This window comes from Leptospirales bacterium (assembly GCA_019694655.1).
In the GTDB taxonomy this organism is placed as follows: Bacteria; Spirochaetota; Leptospiria; order Leptospirales; family Leptonemataceae; genus SSF53.
This window is the reverse complement of the sequence record JAIBBN010000002.1, coordinates 521,831-547,348: the sequence shown is the minus strand read 5'-3', so window position 1 is coordinate 547,348 and position 25,518 is coordinate 521,831. Positions and strand designations below refer to the sequence as shown.

At 59.7% G+C, this 25,518-nt stretch carries 19 protein-coding genes; 12 read left to right on the top strand and 7 right to left on the bottom strand.

All coding sequences use genetic code 11. The features are described from left to right. Positions 1 to 46: 46 nt before the first annotated feature. The gene (locus K1X75_05745; GenBank protein ID MBX7057550.1) at positions 47 to 3,700 is read right to left on the bottom strand and encodes a hypothetical protein; all 3,654 of its coding nucleotides are present in this window, start codon (positions 3,698 to 3,700) and stop codon (positions 47 to 49) included. A 107-nt stretch (positions 3,701 to 3,807) separates the two neighbouring features. On the opposite strand from K1X75_05745, the gene K1X75_05740 reads away from it, so the two are divergent. The 5 genes from K1X75_05740 (at position 3,808) to K1X75_05720 (ending at position 12,811) form a co-directional block, all read left to right on the top strand. Then, positions 3,808 to 4,662, top strand: a complete 855-nt coding sequence (locus K1X75_05740; GenBank protein ID MBX7057549.1) for a carbohydrate-binding module 48 — start codon at positions 3,808 to 3,810, stop codon at positions 4,660 to 4,662. Further along, positions 4,581 to 6,446: a M23 family metallopeptidase gene (locus tag K1X75_05735; GenBank protein ID MBX7057548.1), complete on the top strand. Its 1,866-nt coding sequence runs from the start codon at positions 4,581 to 4,583 to the stop codon at positions 6,444 to 6,446. Before K1X75_05740 ends, K1X75_05735 begins: the two co-directional genes overlap by 82 nt. A gap of 560 nt (positions 6,447 to 7,006) precedes the next feature. Then, positions 7,007 to 8,392 carry a TolC family protein gene (locus tag K1X75_05730; protein ID MBX7057547.1) on the top strand — a complete coding sequence of 462 codons (1,386 nt, stop codon included), beginning with the start codon at positions 7,007 to 7,009 and terminating at the stop codon, positions 8,390 to 8,392. Further along, positions 8,389 to 9,492 carry an efflux RND transporter periplasmic adaptor subunit gene (locus K1X75_05725; protein MBX7057546.1) on the top strand — a complete coding sequence of 368 codons (1,104 nt, stop codon included), beginning with the start codon at positions 8,389 to 8,391 and terminating at the stop codon, positions 9,490 to 9,492. The genes K1X75_05730 and K1X75_05725 overlap by 4 nt, the downstream gene beginning before the upstream one ends. A gap of 16 nt (positions 9,493 to 9,508) precedes the next feature. Next, positions 9,509 to 12,811 carry an efflux RND transporter permease subunit gene (locus K1X75_05720; GenBank protein ID MBX7057545.1) on the top strand — a complete coding sequence of 1,101 codons (3,303 nt, stop codon included), beginning with the start codon at positions 9,509 to 9,511 and terminating at the stop codon, positions 12,809 to 12,811. A 9-nt stretch (positions 12,812 to 12,820) separates the two neighbouring features. On the opposite strand, the gene K1X75_05715 is transcribed toward K1X75_05720, so the two are convergent. Both K1X75_05715 and ispG read right to left on the bottom strand, forming a co-directional pair. Continuing rightward, positions 12,821 to 13,594, bottom strand: a complete 774-nt coding sequence (locus tag K1X75_05715; protein MBX7057544.1) for a hypothetical protein — start codon at positions 13,592 to 13,594, stop codon at positions 12,821 to 12,823. After that, entirely contained in the window at positions 13,591 to 15,636 is a 2,046-nt protein-coding gene (gene ispG, locus K1X75_05710; GenBank protein ID MBX7057543.1) for a (E)-4-hydroxy-3-methylbut-2-enyl-diphosphate synthase, read from the bottom strand. The genes K1X75_05715 and ispG overlap by 4 nt, the downstream gene beginning before the upstream one ends. 205 nt (positions 15,637 to 15,841) lie before the next feature. Here ispG and K1X75_05705 point away from each other — a divergent pair, with 205 nt between their 5' ends. Further along, on the top strand, positions 15,842 to 16,396 hold the full coding sequence (locus K1X75_05705; protein MBX7057542.1) for a hypothetical protein: 555 nt from the start codon (positions 15,842 to 15,844) through the stop codon (positions 16,394 to 16,396). A 33-nt stretch (positions 16,397 to 16,429) separates the two neighbouring features. Here K1X75_05705 and K1X75_05700 read toward each other — a convergent pair whose 3' ends face one another. The 3 genes from K1X75_05700 to K1X75_05690 are packed head-to-tail and all read right to left on the bottom strand — an operon-like array spanning position 16,430 to position 18,673. Continuing rightward, positions 16,430 to 16,951 carry a hypothetical protein gene (locus tag K1X75_05700; protein MBX7057541.1) on the bottom strand — a complete coding sequence of 174 codons (522 nt, stop codon included), beginning with the start codon at positions 16,949 to 16,951 and terminating at the stop codon, positions 16,430 to 16,432. A 22-nt stretch (positions 16,952 to 16,973) separates the two neighbouring features. Continuing rightward, entirely contained in the window at positions 16,974 to 17,930 is a 957-nt protein-coding gene (locus K1X75_05695; GenBank protein ID MBX7057540.1) for a tetratricopeptide repeat protein, read from the bottom strand. Continuing rightward, positions 17,927 to 18,673 carry a FecR family protein gene (locus K1X75_05690; protein ID MBX7057539.1) on the bottom strand — a complete coding sequence of 249 codons (747 nt, stop codon included), beginning with the start codon at positions 18,671 to 18,673 and terminating at the stop codon, positions 17,927 to 17,929. Before K1X75_05690 ends, K1X75_05695 begins: the two co-directional genes overlap by 4 nt. Positions 18,674 to 18,790: 117 nt before the next feature. Between K1X75_05690 and K1X75_05685 the strand changes: the two genes are divergently transcribed. Then, on the top strand, positions 18,791 to 20,476 hold the full coding sequence (locus K1X75_05685; GenBank protein MBX7057538.1) for an acyl-CoA dehydrogenase family protein: 1,686 nt from the start codon (positions 18,791 to 18,793) through the stop codon (positions 20,474 to 20,476). Here K1X75_05685 and lepB read toward each other — a convergent pair. Then, positions 20,463 to 21,077 (bottom strand): signal peptidase I, encoded by a 615-nt coding sequence (gene lepB, locus K1X75_05680; GenBank protein ID MBX7057537.1) that lies wholly within the window; start codon positions 21,075 to 21,077, stop codon positions 20,463 to 20,465. The two genes, K1X75_05685 and lepB, sit on opposite strands and share 14 nt — an antisense overlap. A 95-nt stretch (positions 21,078 to 21,172) precedes the next feature. Between lepB and K1X75_05675 the strand changes: the two genes are divergently transcribed. From K1X75_05675 to K1X75_05655, 5 genes are read left to right on the top strand one after another with little or no spacing between them, the layout of a single operon-like run. Further along, positions 21,173 to 22,369, top strand: a complete 1,197-nt coding sequence (locus tag K1X75_05675; protein MBX7057536.1) for an HRDC domain-containing protein — start codon at positions 21,173 to 21,175, stop codon at positions 22,367 to 22,369. 42 nt (positions 22,370 to 22,411) lie between these two features. Further along, complete coding sequence (locus tag K1X75_05670; GenBank protein MBX7057535.1) at positions 22,412 to 23,521, top strand: trypsin-like peptidase domain-containing protein; 1,110 nt, start codon at positions 22,412 to 22,414, stop codon at positions 23,519 to 23,521. Then, on the top strand, positions 23,518 to 24,282 hold the full coding sequence (locus K1X75_05665; protein MBX7057534.1) for a biotin--[acetyl-CoA-carboxylase] ligase: 765 nt from the start codon (positions 23,518 to 23,520) through the stop codon (positions 24,280 to 24,282). Before K1X75_05670 ends, K1X75_05665 begins: the two co-directional genes overlap by 4 nt. Next, positions 24,279 to 25,091 carry a type III pantothenate kinase gene (locus K1X75_05660; protein MBX7057533.1) on the top strand — a complete coding sequence of 271 codons (813 nt, stop codon included), beginning with the start codon at positions 24,279 to 24,281 and terminating at the stop codon, positions 25,089 to 25,091. The genes K1X75_05665 and K1X75_05660 overlap by 4 nt, the downstream gene beginning before the upstream one ends. Before the next feature lie 35 nt (positions 25,092 to 25,126). After that, entirely contained in the window at positions 25,127 to 25,513 is a 387-nt protein-coding gene (locus K1X75_05655; protein MBX7057532.1) for a hypothetical protein, read from the top strand. Positions 25,514 to 25,518 lie beyond the last annotated feature (5 nt).

Here is a 25,518-nt window from a genome sequence, read left to right as displayed (position 1 = left end):
CAAAGTTCTTCAGCAAGAATTCAGCGTCGTTTCCGCCGAATGCGCCTTATAGGGAGTCCTTGAGCGAGGACAGCATTGGCGGCAGCCAATCGTCAATCAATGGTTCCCGAAATTGCAGCCCCTGGGCATCGCGACTGTACTTGAAGGCCAGCGCCAGATTGTTTCGGGCAATTTCGTTGTCTTCATTCACTGAATGGGAAACATCGACGGCCCTTGTGTAGTAGAGCAGGGCATTCTGCTCCAGTCGCCTGAGGTCCTGCTGCGCGCCGCCGCGCCTATATAGTTCAACATATTCCTTTTCATAAATGGCGCCAATGTTGTTGTAGACTGAGGCCATGCTGCGGAAGAGTCCCAGTTGCTGGTGGTTGGCTGGATCCGGCTCGGAGATGCCTGCCAGTTCGCGCTCCAGATCGTTCTTCAGCTTCAGGTAGGCGCCCAGCGAAGCGCGCGACTGGTCAGTATAGAAGTAGGCGTTGGCGCGCGCCAATGCAAGCGCCGCGTCCTGGTTGCCATACTGCGGATCGATCCCATCCCAATCCTGCAAGGCGCCCTCAAAATCGGAACTCATATAGTCGATCCAACCCATCCAGTAGCCGAGATTGGCCAGCGCCGCAGAATCGCGCAGGTGCTGGCGCATCGCTTCCTCCAGGTACTGGCGTGCACGCAGCAACTGCTCGCGGCGCATCTGCATTTCCGGTGTATCCGGCTCATCGTGCGCTCGATCCGGATACATGCGCGAGTCGGGAAACCCAATGGTATCGCCGCCGGGAAAACCGGCGTAGCGCAAGAAGATAAGGCTGCCCAGATTGTAGTAGATCTTGCCCAGGTCCCCGGCCAGCAGAGTTTCATCTTCTGGCCTGGCGCCCGCTGAACGAGCCCAGTCGCGCTGAATTTCCAGCGCCTTCAAGAAATACTGACTGGCGCGATCGAAGTCGCGGACGCTGCGGTAGTACTCGCCCATCGCATTGACGGCCAGGAAGTTTCGGGGATCGAAATTGTGGGCATTCTGAAACTGGCGCAGCGCTTGCAGGGCTTCGCGCTCCTTGAGTAAAAAGCGACCGCGCTGGTAAAAGCCTTCTCCGTAGCGAGCGCCGATGACCTCTTCGCCGTCGCGATTCTCCTCTTTGTCAAATACGAGCTGCAATAGATGCTGGGCGTTGTCGTGGATATCGAGCCCGCTGAGTGCGTCCACCGGGTCGACCTGGTAGCGGATGCGGACCTGATCGGGATCAAGATCAATATAGAAACCGGCCAACTTTGCAGTCAGATAAAGCGGCAATTCCTCTTCCAGTCCAAGCGCTCGGATTTCGCGGTGCTTGGCCAGCACGAAGCGCGGGTCTTGATTGCTTCGCCATATTTGTATATAGGTATTCAGCAATCCAGCGTGGCCTCGCACATCCTTGGGGAAGCGGGAGATGATGTTGTTGTACTCGCGAGCTGCGGCGGCATAGTCGCCCCGGGCGTAGTAAATGTCGCCAATGCCGGCCATCGCGTCCGCGTCATCCGGACGGTTCATCAGGGTCAGGATCAAACGGTAGTAGTCGATGGCCAGTTCGTCATTCTTGTATTTGCGCCCAAGTTCGCTGTCCGTGAAATTCCGCGCTGTATTGGAATGAAAGCGCGCCAGGCGCACCAGCGTCATCTTGTTCATTTCCTGGTCGCGCAGCCGGTCCACAATGTAGGCGCCGGGGATGCTCACCCGGCGTTGAATATTGTCGCGATCAGTCAACAGCGCGCGATCGCCTGCAGCATAATCCGCAGCGGAGGGCCAGCGGCTGCCGCTGGCCGGTCGAATCAGGGGCGCCCGTCGCTCCGGCCAGTTCCAGGCGCTTTCGGCGCGATCCTGTCCATAGTCTGGATCGACGGCGCCAAAGAGCTTCACAAAAGCATCGTCAAAAAATCCGGCCTTCATTGCAGCCATGCCATACAATCCCTGCCACTCCGGGTCGTGTTTACCGCCGGCAGCGGCCAGGGCTTCCTGGTATAGCTTTTCAGCGCGCTCGCGGTGCGCCAGGCGTTCGGCGTCGCTCAATGTTCGTTGGGCAGCGATCCATTCCTCAAGACCCGCTTCATAGCGCCCTTGAATACTGTAATAGCGAAAGAAAGTAATAACGCCAATGGTCAGTGCGCTGAGGGCGATCCCCGCGGCGGCAGCAATAAGAATCAGTCGATTGCGCGTACGGCGTCGGGCCAGAGATTCCGGACTCAGCTCATCGGTGTAGATGATCTGAACGCCTTCTTTGGTAACCTGCGATGGCGCTGTATCCGGACGATAGCCAAGGCGCGCTTCGAGGAAGTCGGCAATCTGCTCCGACTCCGCCTGGTCGATGATCATGTTGATCAGCAGCCGCTGGTCAGGCTGACTGATCTTTTCGTTCACGATGGCGTCGATGACCGTCTTTTTGACGCCGGGCGGATAATCGGTTAGCGCAGAACGGATGCGCGCCAGATCTTCATCTGTAAATTCATCGCCAATGCCGCTGTCCAGTTGCGCCTGCTGGTGCATGGCGGCCAGATCGCCGGCGTCTACGCTGAGATCGGATTCCAGTCCGCTGTCCAGGGCGGCGCCGCTATCCAGCGCTTCGCCGCCAAGGCCGCCGCCGAAATCATCGCTGAACTCGCCGGCAGCGCTCGATCCTCCGCTGAGGTCATCAAATCCAAAGTCCGCGGCGTCATCGCCGCCGCCGCCCAGTTCCAGATCGCCTTCGCTGCCGCCGGCGACCGGAGTTTCCGTCGGCGCGCCAAAGTCAAAATCCGAACCAACGGCGGCGCCGCTGACCTCGGTCGATGGCAAGTCTGGCGCTCCAAAATCAAAATCATCGGCGCCGCCAGCGGTCGGGACTTTTTCGTCCGAAAGCGGCGCATCGAAGGATAAATCCTCACCGGGGGCATCGAGCGCAGTCGCACCGCCGCCCAGCTGATCGAGATCATCGAGGCCAAAATCATCGCCTCCGCCCGAAGCCGAGCCCGTTGGAATGCCAGGATCCCCTCCGTCTTCCAGAGCAAAGGCGTCAACATCGGGCGTAGCTGCCGTCGCTGTTGGCGCCGCGCTGTCCAGCGCGCCAAAATCAAAATCAGCGGCGTCGCTTGCTGGCGCGCCAGCATCCAGATCCGAAGCGCCGCCAAAGTCTGAGGTCAATCCCAGATCACTGCCAAAATCTGCAGCCTGGCCGCCATTGCCTTCCGGCTCAAACCGAAAGTCTGCATCGACATCGGTGGCGGTATCGAGCGGCGCTTCAAGGTCTCCTGCCTCGAAGCCGCCTCCCAATCCCGCATCCGCAGCGGAGGAAGTATCAAATCCAAAATCTTGTGCGCCCAGGTCAGGGCTGCTTTCTGCGCCATCGAAGCTGGATTCGCTGGCGGGAGGCAGCAAGGGTTCGTCTGCCGCTGCATGTTCCAGGGCGGTATCGGCGTAGCCCAGGTCGAAATCGGCATCGCCCGGAGCGCTGTCGGCGGGGGAAGGGCTGTCGCCGGGTTGATCGGCATAGAGCGACTCCAGGCCGCTGAGGTCTGGCCCGCCGCCTGTCATGGTCTGGCCGGGGTCCGCCGCCTCTTGTGGCGGACTGAAATCGCGCACATCCTCGCGATACTGTCGCAGCATGGGCGAGAAGGATTCTTCCTGGTTCTCTTCGGAAAGCGGGGTCAGCAACTCCTGGATTTGCTGTTTTTCCTCGGCGCTATACTGCGTTTGATCAGCCATACGAGTTTTGGCTCAAGCGATCCTCAATAGAGTATCGACACTTATTGAAGATAGGCCCGGCGGCGTACAGCCATTTCAGGCCGCCTGGCCACTTTTCGCAATCGGCTATGACTTACAGATTTCGCCTCTTTTCTGCGCTTTTCCTGGCAATGTTGATCTGCTCGCTGGCGCCGTGGCCCGGCGGACTGCGCGCCGAAGGCTGGGAGGGAGGCTACAATTCCAGCGATTCGGGCCTGGAGGACATCGCACAGGATGGCCGCGGCGGTCTGGTCCACACCCTGCATCAATTGCAGACCCTGCGACGCGCTGTGGCGCCGCGCTATGTGCGCATCATCGACACCAACTACGCTGCAGCGACCGGCCACTATTTGCTGCGGGGTATTCTGTTTACCTACTACGGCTATCGAGCTCGGGATGTGCTGATTGCCGGCGACTTTAACAACTGGCAGCGACTGCCGATGCATCGCAATCGCAACGGAGTCTACTATCTGGTGCTGCCGGTTCGCGAGGTGGAGCTTGGCCAGCAGGTTCAGAGGTATCGTTACAAGTTTCTGGTCGATAACATCTGGACCGCCGATCCCACACACCGTAACAATGAAGATGATGGTCTCGGCGGATATCGATCCGTCTTCTATCTGGGCCAGACCGATGTAAACCGACAGGCCACAGTGCGCGTTCTGCGCGAGGAGCGCCCGGGCGATGAGCGACTTGTCGAGTTCGCGATCTATCAGCCGGCGGCGCGAAATATCTCGCTGGTCGGCGATTTCAACAACTGGAACCCTGAAAACGATATCCTGGAAAAAGGTTCGGATGGCATCTTCCGGCTGCGACTTCGCTTGCGGCCGGGCGCCTACCTTTACAAGTTCGTAGCGGACGGGCGATGGATTCTCGATACCTACAACGAAGAGACTCGCTACCAGCAAGATATTCGCGAGCTGGCTTCCTATCTCGAGCTGCGCTGATCGTACTGGCCATTGCGGCTATTGCTGTTGCCGCAGAGCCTGGCGGCCAGCAAGCGCCAGGCATTCAGGCGCCGCCGCAAGCTCTGCGCCATCCGCTTAGCGGACGCGTCTATGTCTCGGGAAGCTTTGGCGAATACCGAAAACTTGGGCGTTACCACCAGGGACTCGACTACAAGACCTTTGGTCGCATCGGGCTGCCTGTGCACGCACCGGCCAGCGGTCGGGTTGAACGGATCTCCATGTCCGAACGCGGCTATGGCAACGCCATCTTCTTTGCTGCGGACAACGGCTTGCATTTCACCTTTGGACATCTCCAGGATTATCGCTGCGATGTTGCCAGCGATCTCGACTATTTTCGCCAGGCGCTGGAGCTGCTGGGTCGTCGCCGGTATTTTGAGAGCGTGATCAGTATTCCCACGGGCGGCGCCTTTCGCTACCAGCAGGGGGATTGCCTGGCGCGAACCGGCGAGAGCGGCAGCGGGCCGCCGCATTTGCATTTTGAAATTTGGCGAGATGGGCAGTACGTTGATCCTTTGACCATTCCAGGCATCGAAATCGAAGATCACGAAGCGCCAACGCTGGCTACGCTTTATATTCAGCGCAGCGACGGTTCGACCATCAGCGTGCCTTTGCTTCCCATGGATAGTGGAACGCCTGTGCGCCAGCGCTTTCGCCTGGATGCCGATTTACCGCCGCTGCCGGCCGACGAGCCGTTGCGGCTGTTTGTTGGCGGCTTCGATCGCATGGCCTCGCGCAATCGCAATGGAGTTTACTCAGTACGCTTGAGCGACAATGAGAGGCAACTTTACTTTCGAAGCCTGGATCGTTTGCTTCCTCAGGATCTGGGGCGCTCCGGCGAATTCTACGACGTCGCGCGCACCAATGTTGGCAAGGAATACGTTTACAATCTGGCAATGCCTGGCGCTGTAGCGCTGCGCATACCTGCCGAGGGTCAGCGCCGCTTGCATATCGAATTGGCCGACGAGGCAGGCAACATCGGCGAATTGAATTTTGAATTGAAGGCGGCTGGAGCAATTCCGGCGGGCTCAAGCCAGGGGGAGGATGTGCACTGGACGCCCCTTCCTGCAGGTCGGGCAGCTGGCCTGCAAGCGTCAAGCGGGGGCGCCCGTTTGAATGTCAGCAGTGCGCCCGGATCGCTGTTCTTGCCAGGGGAAGGCCTGCTGATGCCGGTGGAGCAACTTCCGGAAGCGGCGAAAGCGGCCTTGCACAATGGCGCACTTGCTCTTGCCGGTCCGATCTTCGAATTTCGGGCCCGGGATCTTTATCTACGCACTCAGTTGAACGGCCTGGCCAGCTTCCCGGCGCCGCCGGGCGGCCGCGGCGCGATCTATCTCTACAGCGAAGCGATTGGCCGCTGGTCGCCGCTGGCAGCGGTAGCACATTGCGGGGCGCAATGCAACTACCGCTTTGATCTGCCGCGAACCGGCTGGATCGCCCAGCTTGAGGATCATTCTCCGCCGCGCCTGCTTCCGGCCTGGTTGTGGCAGGCCCCGGGTGAATTGGATGAACCCGGCGTTCTGGTGCGTGAGTACACTCCGCTGGAGGAGGGCGCCGGTTTTGATCCGCGTGCGACTCTGGCGCTGCTTGATGGCCGCCAGCTGAGCGCCGAATGGATTGCCGATCGGGGAGCGCTGGTGTTGCGTATTCCTCGGGCCATGATTCCGGCGCGCGGGGCCATTCTTTCGCTCCAGGCGGTTGATCTGGCCGGCAATCGCGGAGACTGGCGCCTTGAATTCCTGGAGCCGGCGGCTGAAAACAATTGACCGCTCCGGGCCAGGCCTTACGTCAATTTAAGGTTCGATTTGTGTTCGCCATAAAGCTACATTGGCGCGTCGCGGTATCGACGGCAGCCCTGGCCGCGGCCCTGGCTATGCCAGCTGTTTGCTGCCAGTCGCCGCTTCAGGCTCTGTTATCCTCTGGCCTGCGCGGCAATGCGGATTCCGCAGCACTGCAAGCAGTGCCGCCCTGTCATCGGCAGGCCCCGCTCGGTTCGCACCGCGGCTGGGCACAAGAGCTGCCGCATTGCAATGGACTTTGTTGCCGTACGGTTTGGCTGTTGGAGTCCGCAAAAGGCCCGGCGAATGCGCTGACCATTCAGGTCAGTGAGGCGCAGGTCGCATTGGCCCAGTTGCCCAACCAGATGGGTTGGATCGGATCACGCCTTTTAGCTGGCAGCCCTGCGCCGCCCCCCAATCGACTTTTTCTCAAAAACCTGCGTCTACTGGTCTAGAATCTCCTGCGCTTCTGCGCCTGCCGCCGCGCTCCTCCGTTCCGTGGAGCATGGCCTGCGCAGCCGTATGACTACGGCTCGCCGGAGATTTAAATGTTCAAGACCAAAGTTATTCTATCGATTCTGGTGGGCCTTCTTGCGCTCATTTTGCCGCAAACGCTACTGGCCCAGGGCGGCGGAGTGCTGGAGATGCAACTGCAGCGCGCCCTGCAGCAGCATCCGCGCATTGTGCGCCAGCGTCTGCAGGCCCGGTCTGCCCAAGAAGGCGCAGCACTTGCGGCGCGACTGTATCCAGATCCGCGTTTGATGCTGGAGCGCAAGCGTTCCAGCTCCCGTGAGACAACTTACTACCCATCCGCGGATTATATGGAAGGTTCGATGCGCAGCAATGAGCTGCGCATCGAACAGGAGATTCCCTTTCCGGGGAAGCTGAGTCTGGATGCTCGCCGCCGCGCCCTGGATGCGGAGCGCGAAACTCTGCGTCTTAGCCTGGAGCAAAACAACCTGGTAGGCGAGTTGCTGCGCACCCTGGTCGACTACCAGCGGACCGAAGATGGAATGCGCCTGGCGCGGGCCTTCGTCGATCGCGGCGGGCTGCTGGCGGCATCGGCGCGGGCGCGATATGCCGGCGGCCAGGGCTTGCTGGCGGACGCCGCTTCAGCCCAGGTTCGCGCCGATTCCTACCGCCAGCGATTGACGGCCATTGAGCTGGAACACGCCGTTCACCAGGAGCAGTTGCGCTACTTGCTGGCTGCGCCGACGCCCGCACAGACTGTGGAACACGACCATGATCTTGATGTCGCCGGGTTGCTTGCGGCCAATCAATTGCCGGGTTTGCTTGCGCAAGTCGAAGAGCGCTTGCCGACCGACGCGGCAGCGCTGCGCCAACGCAGCATTGAAGCGGCTATCGTACGCGTAGATCATGTGGAAGGCGGAGTGCGAAGATCTCGAGCCTGGCTGGACTATCTTCCCGATTTTGCGGTCTTTGCTGGCTACGAACGAATCAGGAGACAGAGTGATTGGCTGTCGCTACGGCGCGGTACGGAACAGGAATATTCCGTGGGTGTTACCATTCGTGTACCTCTGTGGAGCGCATTGTCGAACCACAATCAAATTCTTTCGGCCAGTGCGGCTGAGCAAGCCGCCAGCAGCGGCGCGGAAGACGCAGAACTGCGTGTGATCAGCGCCTATCGTGCCTTGCAGGCCGAGCGCCGCTCCTTGCGCGAGCAGGCAACGATCTATCGCAGCGAACTTCTGCCCCGGGCGCGGGCGGCGCGCGATTCAGCGATGCTGGCCTATGAGGCAGGGCGCATGGAATTTGTAAGCGTCCTGGCCTTATGGGAAGAGCTGTTTCGATTTGAACTCGAAGCGATTGAGCTTCGGGCGCGGGAACAGAGCGCTGTTATAGCCATGGCCGGGCTGGCGGACGTCTTGATTCCTGAAAACTGGCTTCGCGAGGGGCGGGAGAACGAACCATGAATCTACATCTAAGCAACATTCGGCGCAACGGCGGCAAGCCTCGTCGACTCTGGATCATTGTATTCTGTATATCAATCTCAATCGTGGGAGGCGGATTTTACCTGAACTGGCGTCAGCAGCAGCGCGAAATTGCGTCCTCTGGCGCCCAGGCCGAAATCAGTCACTATACCTGCCCCATGCATCCGCAAATTCGTCGCAGCGGCCCGGGCAGCTGTCCCATTTGCGGCATGCCTCTAACGCCGGTTTACTTGCATCAGCACAGCGCAGCAAATGGCGCCGCCGCCAGCGCCGCTGAGCCTTCCGATGGGTCCTTGCGCGTCAATGGCGTAACGATCAGCCCCGAGCGTCAGCAGATGATTGGCGTTCGCACCACTCCAGTACATCGCGCCCGTGCTTTGGTGACCGTTCGCGCCAGCGGGTTGGCGGCCTTTGACCCGGAACTTGGCGTGGCCATCCGCGAATATCTCAGTGTGGCTGGCGACCCGGCTTTGCGCAGCGCGGCCATAACGCGATTGAAGCTGCTGGGCATGGGCCAGGAAGAAATTCGCAGCCTCGCCGCTCGTCGCGCGGCCTATGAAAGCTTGCTGGCGCCTGGCGGAAACGTTCGATGGGTGTACGCCAGCGTCTACGAAAGTGAAATGAGTCTGATCCGGCCAGGGCAGACGACGGAGGTCCAGGCGCCCTATGCCCCTGGACTGTTTCTGCGCGGCGTTGTCCGTTCTCTTTCGCCGACGGTGGATCCAATGACGCGCAGCGTGCGCGTGCGTATCGAGGTTCAGCCCGGAGAACTCAAGCTGCGTCCGGATTCCTTTATCACCGCAGTGATCCGCGTCGATCTGGGCCCGCAGTTGCTGATCCCGGCGGAAGCGTCGCTCGATACTGGCGTGCGTCAGACCGTGTTTGTTGCTCAGCCCTCCAATCGATTTGAATTGCGCGAGGTGCGTCTTGGGCCCTCGGTCGAAAATGAACTGGTCGTCTACGATGGCCTGCACGAAGGCGAAATGGTCGTCAGTCATGGGGCATTCTTGATCGATGCTGAAGGCCAACTGAATTCAATCTACCCGACAAACGCCGAAGGCGAGGTGCAGCATGTCCACTGAAAGCGAGCGTCATGGCCTGATCGCACGTATCATTCGCTTTTCAGCAGAGCAGCGCTCACTGGTGCTGATCGCCATCGCCGCTCTATTGCTGGCAGCCTTCTATGCGATTCGACGCGTGCCTCTTGACGCACTGCCGGATCTTTCTGATACGCAGGTGATTGTCTATTCACGCTGGGATCGAAGCCCGGATTTGATTGAGGACCAGGTAACCTATCCGATCATTAGCGCTCTGGCCAGCGCGCCAGGCGTGCGCACGGTGCGCGGCGTAACAGATTTTGGCTACAGCTATGTTTATGTGATCTTTGAAGACGGCGTGGATCTCTACTGGGCGCGCAGCCGCGTGCTGGAGTACCTCTCCAAAATCCAGGGCGCCTTGCCCGAAGGCGTACGCCTCGAAATGGGACCGGATGCCAGTAGCGTCGGCTGGATATTTCAATACGCACTGCGCGACCAAAGCGGGCAGCGCTCGCTGGCCGAATTGCGTTCGCTGCAGGATTGGTATCTTCGCTATCAGCTACAAAGCGTGGAGGGCGTCGCGGAGGTAGCCAGCTTTGGCGGCTTTGTAAAGCAGTATCAGGTCCAGCTCAATCCAAATGCACTGACAGCCTACGGACTGTCGCTGCAACAGGTGGTCGAGGCGGTGCGTCGGGCCAACGTCGAGACCGGCGGAAGGCTGTTGGAACTCTCTGGCCGCGAGTATATGATTCGCGGCCGCGGCTACGTACGTAGCGTAGGCGATCTGGAGTCAACGGCCGTAACCGCAGATCCGCGCACCGGCGCCGCCGTTTTGCTCAGGCAACTGGGCAGCGTATCGATTGGACCGGAATTGCGCCGCGGCGTAGCCGACCTGGATGGCGAGGGCGATGCGCCCGGCGGTATCGTTGTGATGCGGCACGGCGAAAATGCGCTGGCCGTTATCGAACGAGTCAAGCAGCGTCTTGAACAGTTGCAGAAGTCCATGCCCTCGGGCGTTGAGATCGTCACAACCTACGATCGCAGCTCATTGATTCGCCGGGCAATCAAGACCCTGCAGAGCGCGCTGATCGAAGAGATGATTATCGTCGCCGCCGTCATCCTGCTATTTCTATGGCACTGGCCCTCGGCCAGCACGGCGATCATCACCATACCGGTATCTGTCTTTCTCTCATTTTTGCCGCTGTACTTTCTGGGCGTGACTTCCAATATCATGTCTCTGGCGGGCATTGCGATATCCATCGGCGTGCTGGTCGATGGCGCGATCGTTCAGGTGGAAAACATGTACCACCGCGTTCAGCAATGGATGGAAGGCGATCGCCAGGAAAGCCTGAGCAGCGTCCGTTTGCGCGCCTTGACCGAAGTCGGCGGCAGTATTTTCTTTTCGCTGCTGGTGATTGCCGTCGCTTTCTTGCCTGTCTTTGCATTGACCGATCAGGAAGGCCGCCTGTTTCGACCGCTGGCTTATTCCAAGAATCTGGCCATGGCCATTGCCGCTGTGCTGGCCATTACCCTGGACCCCGCGGTGCGCATGCTGTTCAGCAGAGAGCATCCTTTTTCTTTTCGGCCCGCATGGCTGGCGAGAATTGCCAGCGCGCTGCTGGTAGGCCGCTACTATCCAGAGTCGCAGCATCCGGTGAACAGAAGACTACTGAAGGTATACGAACCGCTCTGTCGCTTTGCGTTGCAGCGGCCGCGATTGATCCTGGGCATTGCGGCGGCCATGCTGGTGGCTACCATCCCCGTAGCCTGGAATTTGATGCGCAATTCGGAGGCAATGCCGCCGCTCTATGAAGGAACCATACTGTATATGCCAATGACCGTCCCCGGTATCTCCATCAGCGAAGCGCAGCGCAGTCTCCAGGTACAGGATCGTATCTTGCGCAGCTTCCCGGAAGTGGCTTCAGTACATGGCAAGGCCGGTCGCGCTGACACTTCGACGGATCCCGCCGGCCTGAACATGATTGAAACGATGGTCGAGCTAAAGCCGGAATCGGAATGGCGAAAAAAGGAACGCTGGTATTCTTTTCTTCCGGAGTTTGCGCGCTTTCCCTTCCACTGGATCTGGCCCGAGCACATCAGCCATAACGAGCTGCGCGATGAAATGAACCGCGCCATCCAGATGCCCGGATGGGGCAATGTCTGGACGATGCCGATCCAGAATCGCGTCTTCATGCTCTCCACTGGAATTCGCTCGCCTATTGGACTGAAGATCAGCGGACCTGATCTGCAGATGCTGGAGCGCGTCGGCCTGCAGATCGAGTCGGCCCTGCGGCACATGCCAGGCGTCGACTCTGTCGTCGCCGAGCGCGCCGGCGGCGGCTACTTCCTGGACATAGAACTGCGGCGCGAGGAGCTGGCGCGCTACGGTTTGAGCGCCGCGGACGCCCAGATGGCAGTTTCGCAGGCCATTGGCGGCGAAAACGTCAGCATGGCGATTGAAGGACGCGAACGCTATCCGATCAACGTTCGCTATGCCCGCGAATACCGTGATAACCTGGCGGCGCTGCGTCGCGTGCTGGTAATGCTCCCCTCGGGCGCTCAGATCCCCCTCAATCAAATTGCCGACTTGCAATTACGCAGCGGTCCGGGCATGATTCGCGACGAAGACGGCGCACTGACCGCCTATGTTAGCGTCGACGTTTCCGGGCAGAGCGTAGGCGCCTTCATCGCTGCTGCCGACGATGTGCTACGCCAATCTGTGCAGCTGCCGCCTGGCTACCAGATTCGCTGGAGCGGTCAGTACGAAAGCATCGAGCGAATGACAGCGCGCTTGCGCTGGATCGTGCCGCTGACTCTGGCCTTGATCATTGGTCTTTTGTATCTCAACACGCGTTCGGCAGCGCGAACCTTTATCATCCTGGCGGCTGTACCCTTCAGTTTGATCGGGGCCTTCTGGCTGGTTTTTGCACTGGGCTACAACCTGTCGCCAGCGGTCTGGGTCGGCATGATTGCATTGCTGGGGCTGGACGCTGAGACCGGCGCCTTCATGCTGTTGTTTCTCGATATCTCGCTGGACGACTGGCGCGGGCGCGGGGCGCTGAATAACATGGACGATTTGCGCGAGGCAACGCTGCACGGCGCTGTGCAGCGCCTGCGACCCAAGCTGATGACAGTGGCCAGCGGCATGGCCGGTCTTCTGCCGATTATGTGGTCGACTGGCGCCGGCGCAGATGTGATGAAGCGCATTGCAGCGCCAATGATTGGCGGACTGGCGACCTCCTTCATGCTGGAACTATTTATCTATCCAGTGTTGTACGAACTGTGGCAGCGTCGAAAACTGCAGTCGGTAAGCGAAGCTGTGGAGGCCTTGCCGATCGCTGAATCACGAACAAGGCGTCGCTGAACCGGGAGCTCAGTCGGGTTCTTCGGGCAACTCAACATCGAAAAGGAGATCGAAGAAATCGGCGGAAAAGGCCAGCGGATCGGGACTGTTGCAGTTGAAGACCACGCCATCCAGCGGCATGTTCCGCAGCGCGCCAAATAAGTCGCGGCCGCTGAGATGTTCGCGCGCGTACTTTTTGCTGCCGTCGATGTTCTGGAGCCAATCGGCAAAAGGCTGCAGTCGGTCCTCCGAGGTGAAGACTGCAGCGAGCCTGCGACCGCGAGCATCTGGGGCCAGGGCCAATTGCGAGCTACGCTCTCCATCGAGCGTCATGATCTGGTAGTCGCGGTAGTTTATCAGGTGCCGGGCGCTTTGCACAATATCCGGCGGATCGCCGCTGCCAAATTCTTGAAGCAATCCTTCGATGCCGCAGCTTGCTGCCATCCTGGCGAGCTCCAGAAAGCATTTCGATGCAAGCCGGCGTTCGGAGGGGGCGTCTGGATCAAGGATCACCATTTCAAAGGCGCTCAGATCGCGGCTGAAAAGAAAAGCGCCATTGAGCCGCAGCATGCGCGCCACGCCGCCTTCTGCGTCGGGCGCCCATTGCTCCGCCAGCGAAGTTTCGCTGAAGAGCGGCAGCGCTGATTGTCCGTCGATCGATAGCGAAAAAAAGCGCTCTTCTGGCGGATCGCCTTGCGCAGAAATCACCGGGACAAGCCAATCAGGAAACTGAACCAGCGCGCGATAGAGGGCGCTGCCTGCTTCGCTCCGGCCCAGCAAGCCTTGCAACTCTGCCACGGTCATGGCTGGCCCGGCGCTTGTGGCGGGGCCCAGCGGCCGTGTTCTCGAATCAAGCGCTCCAGCTCCTCGTCGGCGATGCTTGCATCAACATTGGCTTTCACGATTTCCTTGCCCAGATAGAGATGAATCTTGCCAGGCCCGGCGCCTACGTAGCCAAAATCTGCATCAGCCATTTCGCCGGGTCCATTCACGATGCAACCCATCACAGCGATCTTGACGCCTTTGAGATGACCAAGCCGCGCCTGGATGCGCGCCGTAGTCGTTTGCAAATCGAAAAGAGTGCGTCCACAGCTGGGACAGGAAATGAATTCCGTCTTACTGAGGCGTAAGCGCACCGCCTGCAGAATATCCAGTTGCAACTTCAATCGATCCTGGGCCGAGCCCGGGCAATGAAGCAAGAGAGCGTCGCCCAGACCATCGAGTAGCGGCGGACCAAAGGCCGCCGAAGCCTCAAATGCGCCTTCTTCAAAGCTTGCGCAGTTCGCCGCCAGAACCAGCGGCGAGAGCGGTCGATTCCAGGTCTCTTCAAATTCAAGCAACAGAGCGGCGAGGGCGCGCACAGCCCGAACCGTAGACGGGTGCGCTGATGGCGAGGTCTCCAGTTGCAGCGCCATCATCTCAGCCGGCAGACTGGAGCAACCGCGCAACAGGGTGCGAACATGATCGAGAGCTGATTCGGAAAGATCGCCCACGCGCAGGCGCAAAATCGCCATTTGGTCGCGAGCGTGCAACGCCGCGAGTGCATGCAGTAAGCGCGCCGGATCGCCCTCGCCAGCCTGCACGTGCAGTAGCGCTCCGCTTGCATCCAGAGGCAAGGCTTCGCAAAGTTCAAGCTGAGTTTCGCAATTTACAAGCACGGGTCCAGCATCGGCCTGAAGTGCAATGCCACTGGTTGCGGGCGAGACGACAAAAGCATCTGCGCCGCGTTGGCGCAAATCGTGCAAAAGCTCCGGGCGCGCTGCCTCGCTGTCGTCAAGTGCGAGTAGAATTCGATGCTGATGCTTGGCGCCCAGATGTAGCCCGCGGCCATGGGCAGTTTCGGAAAGGAAGCGGCGATATTCATAAGGAGTTATAGAGTTTCTGAATCGATCACCCAGCCTGCGATCGGCAGCTGGCGTCGGCCCGGTCGCCGGAGCGGCGCTCTGGTAGGGGGCCGCAATCCGACGGGCTGCAGGAATTTCATGAATGGCGTCTTCTGTCAGCGAAACGCGAATCGTGTCGCCAATGCCGTCATCCAGCAGGGAGCGAATGCCAATGGCAGACTTGATGCGTCCATCCTGGCCGCTGCCAGCTTCGGTGACTCCCAGGTGCAGCGGATAGTCCCAGCCCATCTCCCGAAAGCGGGCGGTCAGCAATCGGTATGCTTGAACCATGACCTGCGGGTTGGAGGCTTTCATTGAGACAATGATCTCGTGATAGTCGATGCTGCGCGCGATGCGAATGAATTCAAGGGCGGACTCTACCATGCCAAGCGGCGTATCGCCATAGCGATTCATCACTCGATCTGAGAGCGAACCGTGATTGGCGCCAATGCGCATGGCGCGGCCCAGCTCCTTGCAACGTTGCACCAGGGGAAGGAAGACTTCCTCGACGCGCAGCAGTTCTTCGGCATACTCGCTGTCGGAATACTCCAGGACGGCAAAGCGCTTACGATCGGCGAAATTACCTGGATTGATGCGGACCTTTTCGACATGCTCGGCGGCAATCATTGCGGCCTTTGGCGCAAAATGGATATCGGCGACGATGGGAAAATGGAAGCCCCGCTTGCGAAGCCCAGCCTTGATGCGCCCCAGATTTTCCGCATCACGCGGTCCGGGCGCGGTAATGCGCACGATTTGCGAACCGGCGCGATACAGCTCTATGGCCTCAGCAATGACCTCCTCGGTCTGCATCGTATCCTGAATGCACATCGATTGCAGGACAATGGGATGCGCTCCGCCGACCGGAACATCGCCAACCATCACGACGCGTGTAGCGAAACGCTGGTAGTCCAGCGGCGAAGAGCAATAGAGGGCGCCAGGGGAATCGCTGCGGACGGTAGGCATGGACAGTGGAAGGCTGAGCAAAGTCGGCGCGCCCGTCAAACCAATGATGGACCAAATTTCGGGCGAGGGCTCAAAAAGGCCCCTCTCTTCCACAATGGAGCGCGCCGTCGCCCTTTCGGGCTGAAGGTACATCCGTACTCTTGTCAGCGTCGCTGGAACGTGCCATTATTTCTGGATCAGGAGTTATTCCTCTGGAGAGACAACTATGAATGCGGTGCATTTGCATCTAATACTGAACCATTTGCCTATCGTTGCCATACTGCTGGCCACTGTCCTGTTGCTGGCCTCGCTGCTGGTGCGCACGCGCGGTTTCTTGCAAGCGGCTCTGGCTGTACTGGTTTTTGCCGGCGTCAGCGGCGCCCCGGCCTACTTCAGCGGCGAAGAAGCGGAAGAGAGCGCCGAGCATAGCGAATCCGCGCCTCAGCAGTCCGAACCGGACAACGAGGTCTGGCTGGAGGCTCATGAGCAGGCGGCAAAATTCGGTCTTGGCGCCTCCATCGTTTGCGGCCTGGCGGGCGTTGGCTTGCTGTTCTGGTTGGCGCGTCGACCGGATGCCGGCCTTGGAGCTGCGCGCGGTGCAGCCCTCGCTCTGGCGCTCTTCTCATCCGTCATTCTGGCGCGCGTCGGTCAAACCGGAGGACGCATCGCCCATCCTGAAACACGGCCGTTGGAAGGCGCCGCAGCCGGAGCGGAATTCCCGGCTCCTGGCGGCAAGGAGAACGAGGAAGAGGACGAAGGCGCAGAGCAGGGCGAGCATTGAATAGCGCAAACGCGAAACTGAGGCTGGCGAAGACTAGAGACTCTGATCCTCGCCCAATATATCTTCGAGGAAGAAGGCCGCCAGTTCATGGCGGCCGGTCATTCCCGTCCGGGCATAGAGGCGAACCGATTGGTTGCGGACGGTGCTCGATCTTTTCCCACGCAGCGCAGCAATCTGCTCGATGCTGTAACCGCGGATTAAGTCTTCGGCCAATTGCGTTTCGGCTGGCGTCAACTGCCAGCGTCGGAATTGATCCTGTATTGCAACTCGCATCGATTCGACGAGAACGGCATGCTCCCGGGCAAACTGGCTTTTCTCTTCCTGCAATGCCAGAATGCTGCGTCGCGCCATTTGCATACGATAGCTGAGCTGGCGGGCTAGAAGCAGCATTCCGGCCAGCAAGAAAAGCGCCGCGATGGCCCTGGCCAGAATATGCCAGCTTGCACCGCCGCTCTCCCGGTAGTCAATGGATAGATCGACGATGCTGCCAACCAAAACCAGGCTGAGCAGGGCGAGCAGTGATCGCCAGGGAAAGGGCGGGGCTTCGTCAATCACAGCGGGTCCATGCGGGGCGACGTTACGGCGCGGTTTGAGATCCCTGCAGGTGCTGCAGTAGAGTCTGAACGCGGCGGGCGGTCTCCTCATCGCCTTGCTGCAATTCCAGATACTTCTGCAGATTTTGAATGGCAGATGCTCTGGCGTTGTTTTTGAAGTCCAGCATGCCAAGAAGGTAATAGGCGCGGGCCTCGTCGGGCTTTTTCTCAATCACTTGCTGCAGCATGCTGCGTGCATTATTGAGGTCCTGGGCGGCGTAGGCTGCCACAGCAGCCTGAAACAGATATGCGCTTCGACCACTGCGTGCGTAGAGGCGTTCAAAGGATTCCCTGGCCGCCTGGTATTCCTTTAGAGCCAGCAAGCACTCGGCAATGTGGCGCTCCAGACTTTCGCTGCCTGGCGATTGCTGTTGGAGTTCGCGGAAAATGCGCAAGGCCACGGCTGGATCGCCGGCCGATTTTTCTGCCGTGGCCCGCGCCGCAGCTATATCGCGCGCATCGGGCAGAGCCTGATGCGCCTGGCGGAGGTAGGTGAGCGCCTCGCCTGGGCGGCGCATTTTCAGCAGCAGGTTGCCGCGATTGAACAGAGCCTCATTCAGTTCCGGCGCCGCCTCAAGCGCTGCCGCGTAGTCGGCAAGTGCTGATTCATTCTGCCCCAGCGCTTCGCGAATGTTCCCACGAGTCACAAGACCGACTGCGTATCGCGGCTGGCGTTGCAGGGCGCGTTCAATTTCAGCCAGCGCTTCCGCTTTCTGATCGGCTTTCAGTAAGAGCAAAGCGCGATTGTTGGAAGCTTTGACAAAATCTGGATCTGCTTCCACGGCCGCACGATAAAATTCGAGCGCTTCGCTGTTTCGTTCGCCGCGCTCAGCTTCCAGCCCGCGTCTGAAAAGGGACTCCGCCGAAGCGCACGAGACGGCCCCCAGAATCCATAGACACAGACCTGGCAGGATGGCAATTCGCATCGACAGGCGGTTCATCGTTCCTCCCGAATGTTGCGCGGCGGCAACTGGTCCACGCTGCCATCGCCGGACTCGCTCAATTCCATATCGGTGAGTCGGCTTTGAATCTCAGCAAACTCGCTGAGGTCGCCGATGCTTTCAATTTCAATGATTTCGCGCAGATCGCTGCGCGCCTCGCGCGACAGCGCCGCGCTGCGCAGCGGCCGGTCGCCGCCGCTTCGCGCCTCGCTGAGGGCTGCGACAGCCAGCCTTTGCTCGCCGGACTGCACCTCGACGGCCCCGGACAGAACCGCCACGCGAGCATCTTCTTCCTGAACAGCGACGCCAAAGCTTGTACCGCGCACTGCGGCCACGATCGTAGGCGTTTGAATCGATACTTCCGTTTGGCCGCCCAGTTTTTCAAAAGCAAAAAGCGAACGGCCGGCCGTTTGGCGGATGTCGAGACGCCGTTCAAAATCGGCGACTTCGATGCGCGATTCGGCCTTCAGACGCAGGACTCCGATTGTCCCGGAGCGCAGATCGACCCACGAGTCCTTGCCGGTCAGTATAACATCCCTGCGTTCCAGAAGATCGCCCAGTTTCAATTGGCGCTCCTGACTATCGCGCTGCAGGCGAACGTCGCCTTCTACTTTGGTAACTATCAGACGCAGATCCGTCGCTTCCTCTTTGCAGTTGGCAGCCGACAGAAGAGCCAGCGCGGCTAAGAGGCCGAGGAGCGTCTGCTGCCAGCGTCGCGCCGCGACATCGATCCATCCAGTCATACACCTTCGTCTCGCGCCTTAGATCAGTCAACAAGCGATTTTCTGGGCGGGCTGCTTTCACTTTGCTCCATCAAGCTTTTGGTTGGCAGCCGCTCGATCGGCCGCTACGCTGCTGCTATGAGCCTGAATTCTTCCGCCAATCCGGGGTTGGCCCCCTTCGATATCAGCGACTACAGAGGAGTGGCCGGCCTGAATTTTTACGACTCTGATCCGGCGTTGCGCGATCTTGCAGAGGAAAACGCAGCGGGCGACGCGCCTTACGCCGCCGATCTCGAGCATCACCTGTCCGGATACGGCGCCCTGTGTGGCGGCATCCTCAACGACCTGGCGGAGGCGGCGCACAAGGAGGGAAAGTACGGATACGTGGAACAATTTGATCGCGCCGGCAATCGTATTGATCGCGTGGTCTACTGCACGGAACAATTGGAGTTGAGACGCATCTCCTACGAGTACGGAATCTGCAACCTTGACTTTCACCCCGATTGGAAACATCGCTTCAGTATGTTCCATCGCATGGCCCTGGCTTACCTGGCCAATCTCAATGGCGAGGCAGGCTTTACCTGTCCTCTGGCCATGACCGACGGCATGATCCGCGCCCTGAAGGCCCTCGGCGCCGAAGAGCAGCAGCAGCGTTATCTACAACTTGTTGCGGCCAGGGGATCCGCATCGCACTTCATGTGCGGACAGTATGTAACGGAACGTGTGGGCGGGTCGAATGTTGCTCAGAATCGGACGGTGGCGGAACGACGCGCCGATGGCAGCTGGACGCTCAACGGCGAGAAGTGGTTCTGTTCCAATCCCGGCGATCTGTGGGTAACGACGGCGCGCGTCAATGGCGGTTCGACCATCGGCCTGTTTCTTGTTCCCCGCCTGAAACGCAATGGCGAGCTCAACGGCGCGCGCATTCTGCGCAAGAAAGATATCATTGGCTCGCGGGGCAAGATCACCGTCGAAGTAGTCTACGAGGACTGCGAGGCGGAAGAGCTAGGCCGCCCGGCCCATGGATTGGCCAACTTGATCAAGTATGTAATTCAGACATCGCGTCTGCACGTTGCCGTTTCCGGCGCGGGCATTAGCCGGCGCGCATTTCTGGAGGCCCGCGCTTATTCCCGGGCCCGCGAAGCTTACGGCAGAAAGATCAAGGACTTTCCCTCCAGCCAGCGAACCCTCGCTGAGATGCAATGCCTGCACCAGGCGCAAACTCTGCTGTGTTTTCGAAATCTGAATTTGGCGGAGCGTGGTGCGGCCAGCGCACTGGCGCTCTCACCGCTGCTCAAGTACACAGGTTCTGCCCTCAGCACCTGGCTAACCCACCAGGCTATTCTACTCCACGGCGGCAACGGCATCCTGGGCGACTTCTCCATCCTTCCGCGCCTGCACAATGATTCGATCATCAATGAGACCTGGGAGGGCACGCATCAGATTATTGCCGAGCATACGCACAAGGCCTTCCAACGATCGCGCGTGCAGGCCGCGCTGGCAGCGGAACTGGAGCTAATGCTTACAGCGGCGCCTGCTTCGCTGGACTCTGCAGCGCAACAGGCGCGCGCCGATTTTCAGCGCGCCCAAGCGATGTGCAAGGATTCCGCCTGGTTGGCGAGCAACGGTCTGGTATTGTGTGATACCTTGTATCAATCTCTGGCTCTGGCGGAACTGATTCGCCAGGCCGGCCGCAAGGGCGGAGTCTATATTGAGCTGGCGCTGGGATTTGCTGAGATCGTGCGTCGCGGTCGCATGGGAGCCTGTGAGCGCGGCGGATTGTTTGCCGATGCCGAGCGCATGCAGGCGATCATCGACTGGTAGCGAATACCTGGTTTGGGGCTTGATCGGCGTGGATGACTCCATCTAGCAACTGTCTGTCAATTGGACCAAGAATTCGCGAATCAAAGGCTTCGGGACGATTGTCGCCAAGGACAAAGACCTCGTTCTCTTTCAATATGCGCGGAGGAAAAAAGTCGCGGTGCGCGCTATTTTCCGGATCGGGCGGTTCGCGATAAAGGGCGTTGCGCTCGGCAGCCGCCTCCCAGGGAGCTGCAATGGCCTGGCCAAGAAGCTGGTTGTTGATATAGACCCGGCGCTCATGCAGTTGCACTTGCTCGCCTGGCAGCCCAATAATGCGGCCAATCAGGAAACGATCCGATTGTTGCGGGTGTCGATAGAGTACAATCGTGCCGCGCTGCAGCTCATTGCGATCAAAATTGCGCCAGACATAAACGCGATGTCCTGCCGGCAGGGCCGGGGCCATTGCTGCACTCTGCGGGCTGAACGGAAAAACCAGCCAGGCATGGATGGCAAAGCGCGACAGGAATCCAAGCGCCAGGCCGCCGACCGCTCCAATCAGGGCCTGCTGGCGGCTGATTCCCTTCTTGCGCGGCGGCGCCAGGTCGCGATCGCGGATGAGCACAGCGAAAGGCGCCGCTGCTGCCACTCCCGGTCAAGCGATTCGAATAGAAAATACAGTCGCGTCAGCCGCTTGGCGGCAGAGCCTGGTCCTCAGCCGTGGCTGACTACCTCTACATAGAGCGCCAGCACCAGCTGGAACTGGCGGCGACGCAGCTGGGGCAGGGCCAGTGGATTGCGGTGGATACGGAATCCTCTGGTTACTTCACCTACCAGCCCGAGCTCTGCCTTGTCCAAATCTCCAGTCCTGGCGGCCACTACCTGATCGATCCGCTGGCGGCTTTGAATCTGGCCCCGCTGGCGCCAATCTTTGCCTCTCCTGCGATTACGAAGATCTTTCACGCCGCCGCCAGCGACATGGTTGAATTGCGGCGGGCGCATCCCTTTGAGTTCTGTTGTCTTTTCGATACGATGATTGCCTGCCGCATGCTTGGACTGGAGTCCTGTTCGCTCAGCAGCCTTGTGCAGCGCTATCTAGGCCTTGCTCTGGAAAAAAAGGAGCAGAAGTCCAACTGGAAGCGACGACCTCTGACTCGTTCGCAGCTGGACTATGCGCACACCGATACTATTTACCTTCACGAATTGATGCAGCGGCTGGCTCCGGAGATTGAATCATCCGGCGTCCGCGAAGAAATGAATCAAGAATTGGAGCGACTGTGCAGCGCCGCCTTGCTTCCAGAGGAACGCCGAGAGGAAAGCGACGCATGGTTGCGCCTCCCGGGCGCGCTGGATCTTGCTCCGCGCCAACGCGCCATACTCCGCGAGCTGGCAGCGGTGCGCGAGCATCGTGCGCGTCAGGAAAATCTGGCGGTCTTTCGCATTGCTACCAACGACGTATTGCTGCAGCTGCTGCAGCTGCAGCCCGCGGCTCAGCAGGAGCTGGAGCGAGTGCGCGGCTTGCATCCGGCCTTGCTGCGCAAGGACGGACGTCGTCTGCTGCAGGCCTTTCAAGGCGATGCGATTATCAAGGATGAGGAATTGCCGCGGCGCGAAGAACTCTCGTCTTCGGCCATCGCGGCGCTGAAGCGGCTGAAGCGCTGGCGCACGCGGATTGCGGAGCTGCGCGGCATGGATCCGTCGATGGTCGTAAACAACCGCGCGCTGCAAGCGATCGCCGAAGCGCAGCCGGCAAGTCTGGCCGAATTGCAGGCTATGGATCTGCTCAGCCGCTGGAAGCTCCAGCACTATGGCGATCATTTACTCCGCGTGGCCGCAAACACTCATGACGGACGTTTGCCTGCGGACCTGCCGCGCAATCAGAAGCTGGAGGGCGCCAGTCTGGGCGTCAGAGGCTGAGCGGCGATTGCCTGGAAAATGCACTTGCATTGAGGAAGTTTCATGGCCCAAATACGAATCTCTCGATTGACGCTGATCAATTCCATCCTGGCCGCATTGGTGGCGGGGATGATTTTCAGTCCCCTGATCTACAGCGGGATTCGCGATGCAATCAGCGGCGTCAGCCAGACGCAAGCCGATCCGCTCTCGGCCAACGACCAGCACGCCGCACTGGAGCTGCAGCAATCCTTTATCAATATCTATAAGAAAGCCTCGCCCTCCGTGGTCTTTATCAAAACCAATGTCCTGGTGCGCTCCGGCTTCTGGCTGGATCTTTACCGCCAGCAAGAGCAAGCTGGCTCCGGCTTTGTGATCGATCGTGAGGGACACATCGTCACCAACAACCACGTAGTAGCCGGCGCGCGCAAAATTGAGGTGATCTTCAGCGACAATTCCACGCAGACAGCCCGGCTGGTCGGTCGCGATGAAGCCAGCGACGTCGCCGTCATTCGTGTGGCGGCTTCGGAGCGATTGGTGCCGGCGCTGCTGGGCGATTCCGATAAGGTTGAAGTTGGCCAGCTGGCATTTGCACTGGGCGCTCCCTTCGGTCTGGACCGCACCTTTACGGTCGGCTCGATTTCAGCTAAGGCGCGCCGTATTGACAGCACCCAGTTTTCGCGTATTCAGACTGACGCCTCAATCAATCCCGGCAATTCCGGCGGTCCCTTGCTAAATGTCTTTGGGCAGGTTATCGGCATCAACCAGTCGATCTACTCGACCAGCGGCGGCAATGTGGGCATTGGCTTTGCCATTCCTATTAACGAAGCCAAGAGCGTAATCGAACGCCTGAAGCGCGAACAGCGTGTCATCGGTACGCCGACATTAGGCGTTCAGGTTGGCGCGCCGGCGGCTGCGTTGCGGCAGGATCTGGGCGTCGGTCAGCGCGAGGGCGTCATTGTGATTCAGGTGCTGCCAGGTTCTGCGGCGGCGGATGCCGGACTGCAGGAATACGACTTCATCTACAGCGTAAACAACAAGCCGGTGCGGAGTCCGGAAGACCTGGTTGGCGAAGTGCAGCGCGTTGGCGTCGACGGTAAACTGGAACTGAAGATCATGCGCAACAAACACGACCTGACGCTGCAGGCTACTGTCGGCGAGAGCCTCGACGAATGAGCTGGATCGATTGCCGGCCAGAAACGTGGCTGCGTCTTGACGAGGTCGATTCCACCAACGACTATTTGCGTCGCAGCAAAACCAATGCTGGCGTCGTTGTGCTGGCCCGCATGCAAACCAGAGGGCGCGGACGTCGCGGTCGAAGCTGGCAGTCGCGACCCGGCGACAGCCTGATCCTGTCTGTTGCGCTGGATTTGCCGCCGCGTTTTTCACTGCCGCTACTGCCGCTGATGGCGGGCGTGGCGCTGTATCGCAGCTTGCAGCAGCTGCCTGGCGCGCAGTTGCGTCGGCTGGCGATCAAGTGGCCCAACGATCTCTATCTGCACCACGAGGGCCAATGGGGCAAACTGGCCGGACTGCTGGCCGAGGCTGAGGGCGGGCAGGACCTGCAGCGAGTCATTCTGGGGCTTGGCCTTAACTGGCAGGGCCAGGCGCCGATTCTTGCCGACAACGAGCGACCGGAGACGCCGGCCTTCAGCCTCTTTCCCGACGGGGCGCCGCTGCCCCTGGATGAATGTGTCGCCGGCTTTGCGCGTCAGTTGAACGAAATCCTTGGCGGGAGCCTGACCGGCGAAGAAGTCTGGCTGAGCGAACTGCGCCAGGCGAATTACTTAGATTCACATACGATCCAAACGGAGCAGGGCCCCGCCATGGTTTGCGGCATTGGCGACGATGGCGCGCTGCTGGCGGAACGCCTGAGCGACGGACGGCTGTTGAAACTTTTCGACTGGCCGGAGCAAACGGCCGCGAGCATGGTATGAATCAGTACATTCTAGCCGTTGATATTGGCAATTCCAATACAGTGTTTGGATTGCTGCTGCCCGACGAAGGCTTTGAGGTCGTGCGCAGCTGGCGCGCTGTTACCCGGCGCGACCGAACCTCCGACGAACTTGGCATCTTCTTGCTTGGTTTTCTGGAAACGGCAGGCGTGTCGCCGCAATCCGTGGAGGCCTTCCTCTATTCCAGCGTCGTGCCATCTTTCAATCCTATTGTTGAGCGCATGGCACACGATTACTTCCAATGCGATGCGCTACGGGTGACGCACGACATGGGATTGCCTATCGGATTATGCTACCCGGCCCCGGCGGAGATCGGCGCCGATCGTCTGGTAAATGCGGTGGCCGGGGCGGCGCTTTATCCGGGCAATCTGATCATCGTCGACCTGGGGACGGCTACTACTTTCTGTTTGGTGCAAGCAGGGGCCTTCTGCGGCGGGGCCATTGCCCCGGGATTGAAGATCAGCATTGATACGCTTTCACAGCGGACGGCCCAACTGCCGCCGATTGAATTTCGCAGCCCCGAATGCGGAGTGGTTGGCGATACTACCGTTCATGCGCTGCAGGCCGGTTTTTTTTATGGCTGGGTAGGATTGGTGCGCGAGATTACGCAGCGGATGAAAGACAGCATCCATCCCGAGACAGCGCGAGTCATCGCGACTGGCGGACTGTCTGCTACCCTCCAGGCGGCGGCGCCGGAACTCTTCGATGTTGTCGACCCGCTTTTGACTTTGCGCGGTCTGAAGATTCTCTGGCGTCATTTCCGAACGCATCGGCAGTGGAAAAGCGCTTAACAGCTGCGACCGACGTCCAAACTTGACCGACGGCAATGAGCTATCTGGCAGTCAACCTTGGCATGAGTCTGGCCACGCTTTGCTTTACAATCGGCTATCTGTTACGTCGGCAAACGGCGCGGCACCGGCGCTGGATGATGGCCGGCGTGAGCCTGGTGCTGCTGAGCGCCGTCTGGCTGCTGGCTGCGGTACATCTGTTTCATGGCGGCGATAGTCAGTCGGCGGGCTTTCTGCCACAGGCGCCGGCCTGGGCGATCCTGGCGCACCGCATTGCAGCAAGCGCGGCCTTTTTGCTGATGCTGGCGACTGTGACCGCCGGATTGCGCCGCCATCGGCTCTGGCATTTGCGTTTGCAGCGCGTGTTTTTGCCTCTCTACCTGGCAGTGTACATCTCCGGTTTATTTTTGTTCGGGCAGGCGTGAAACTG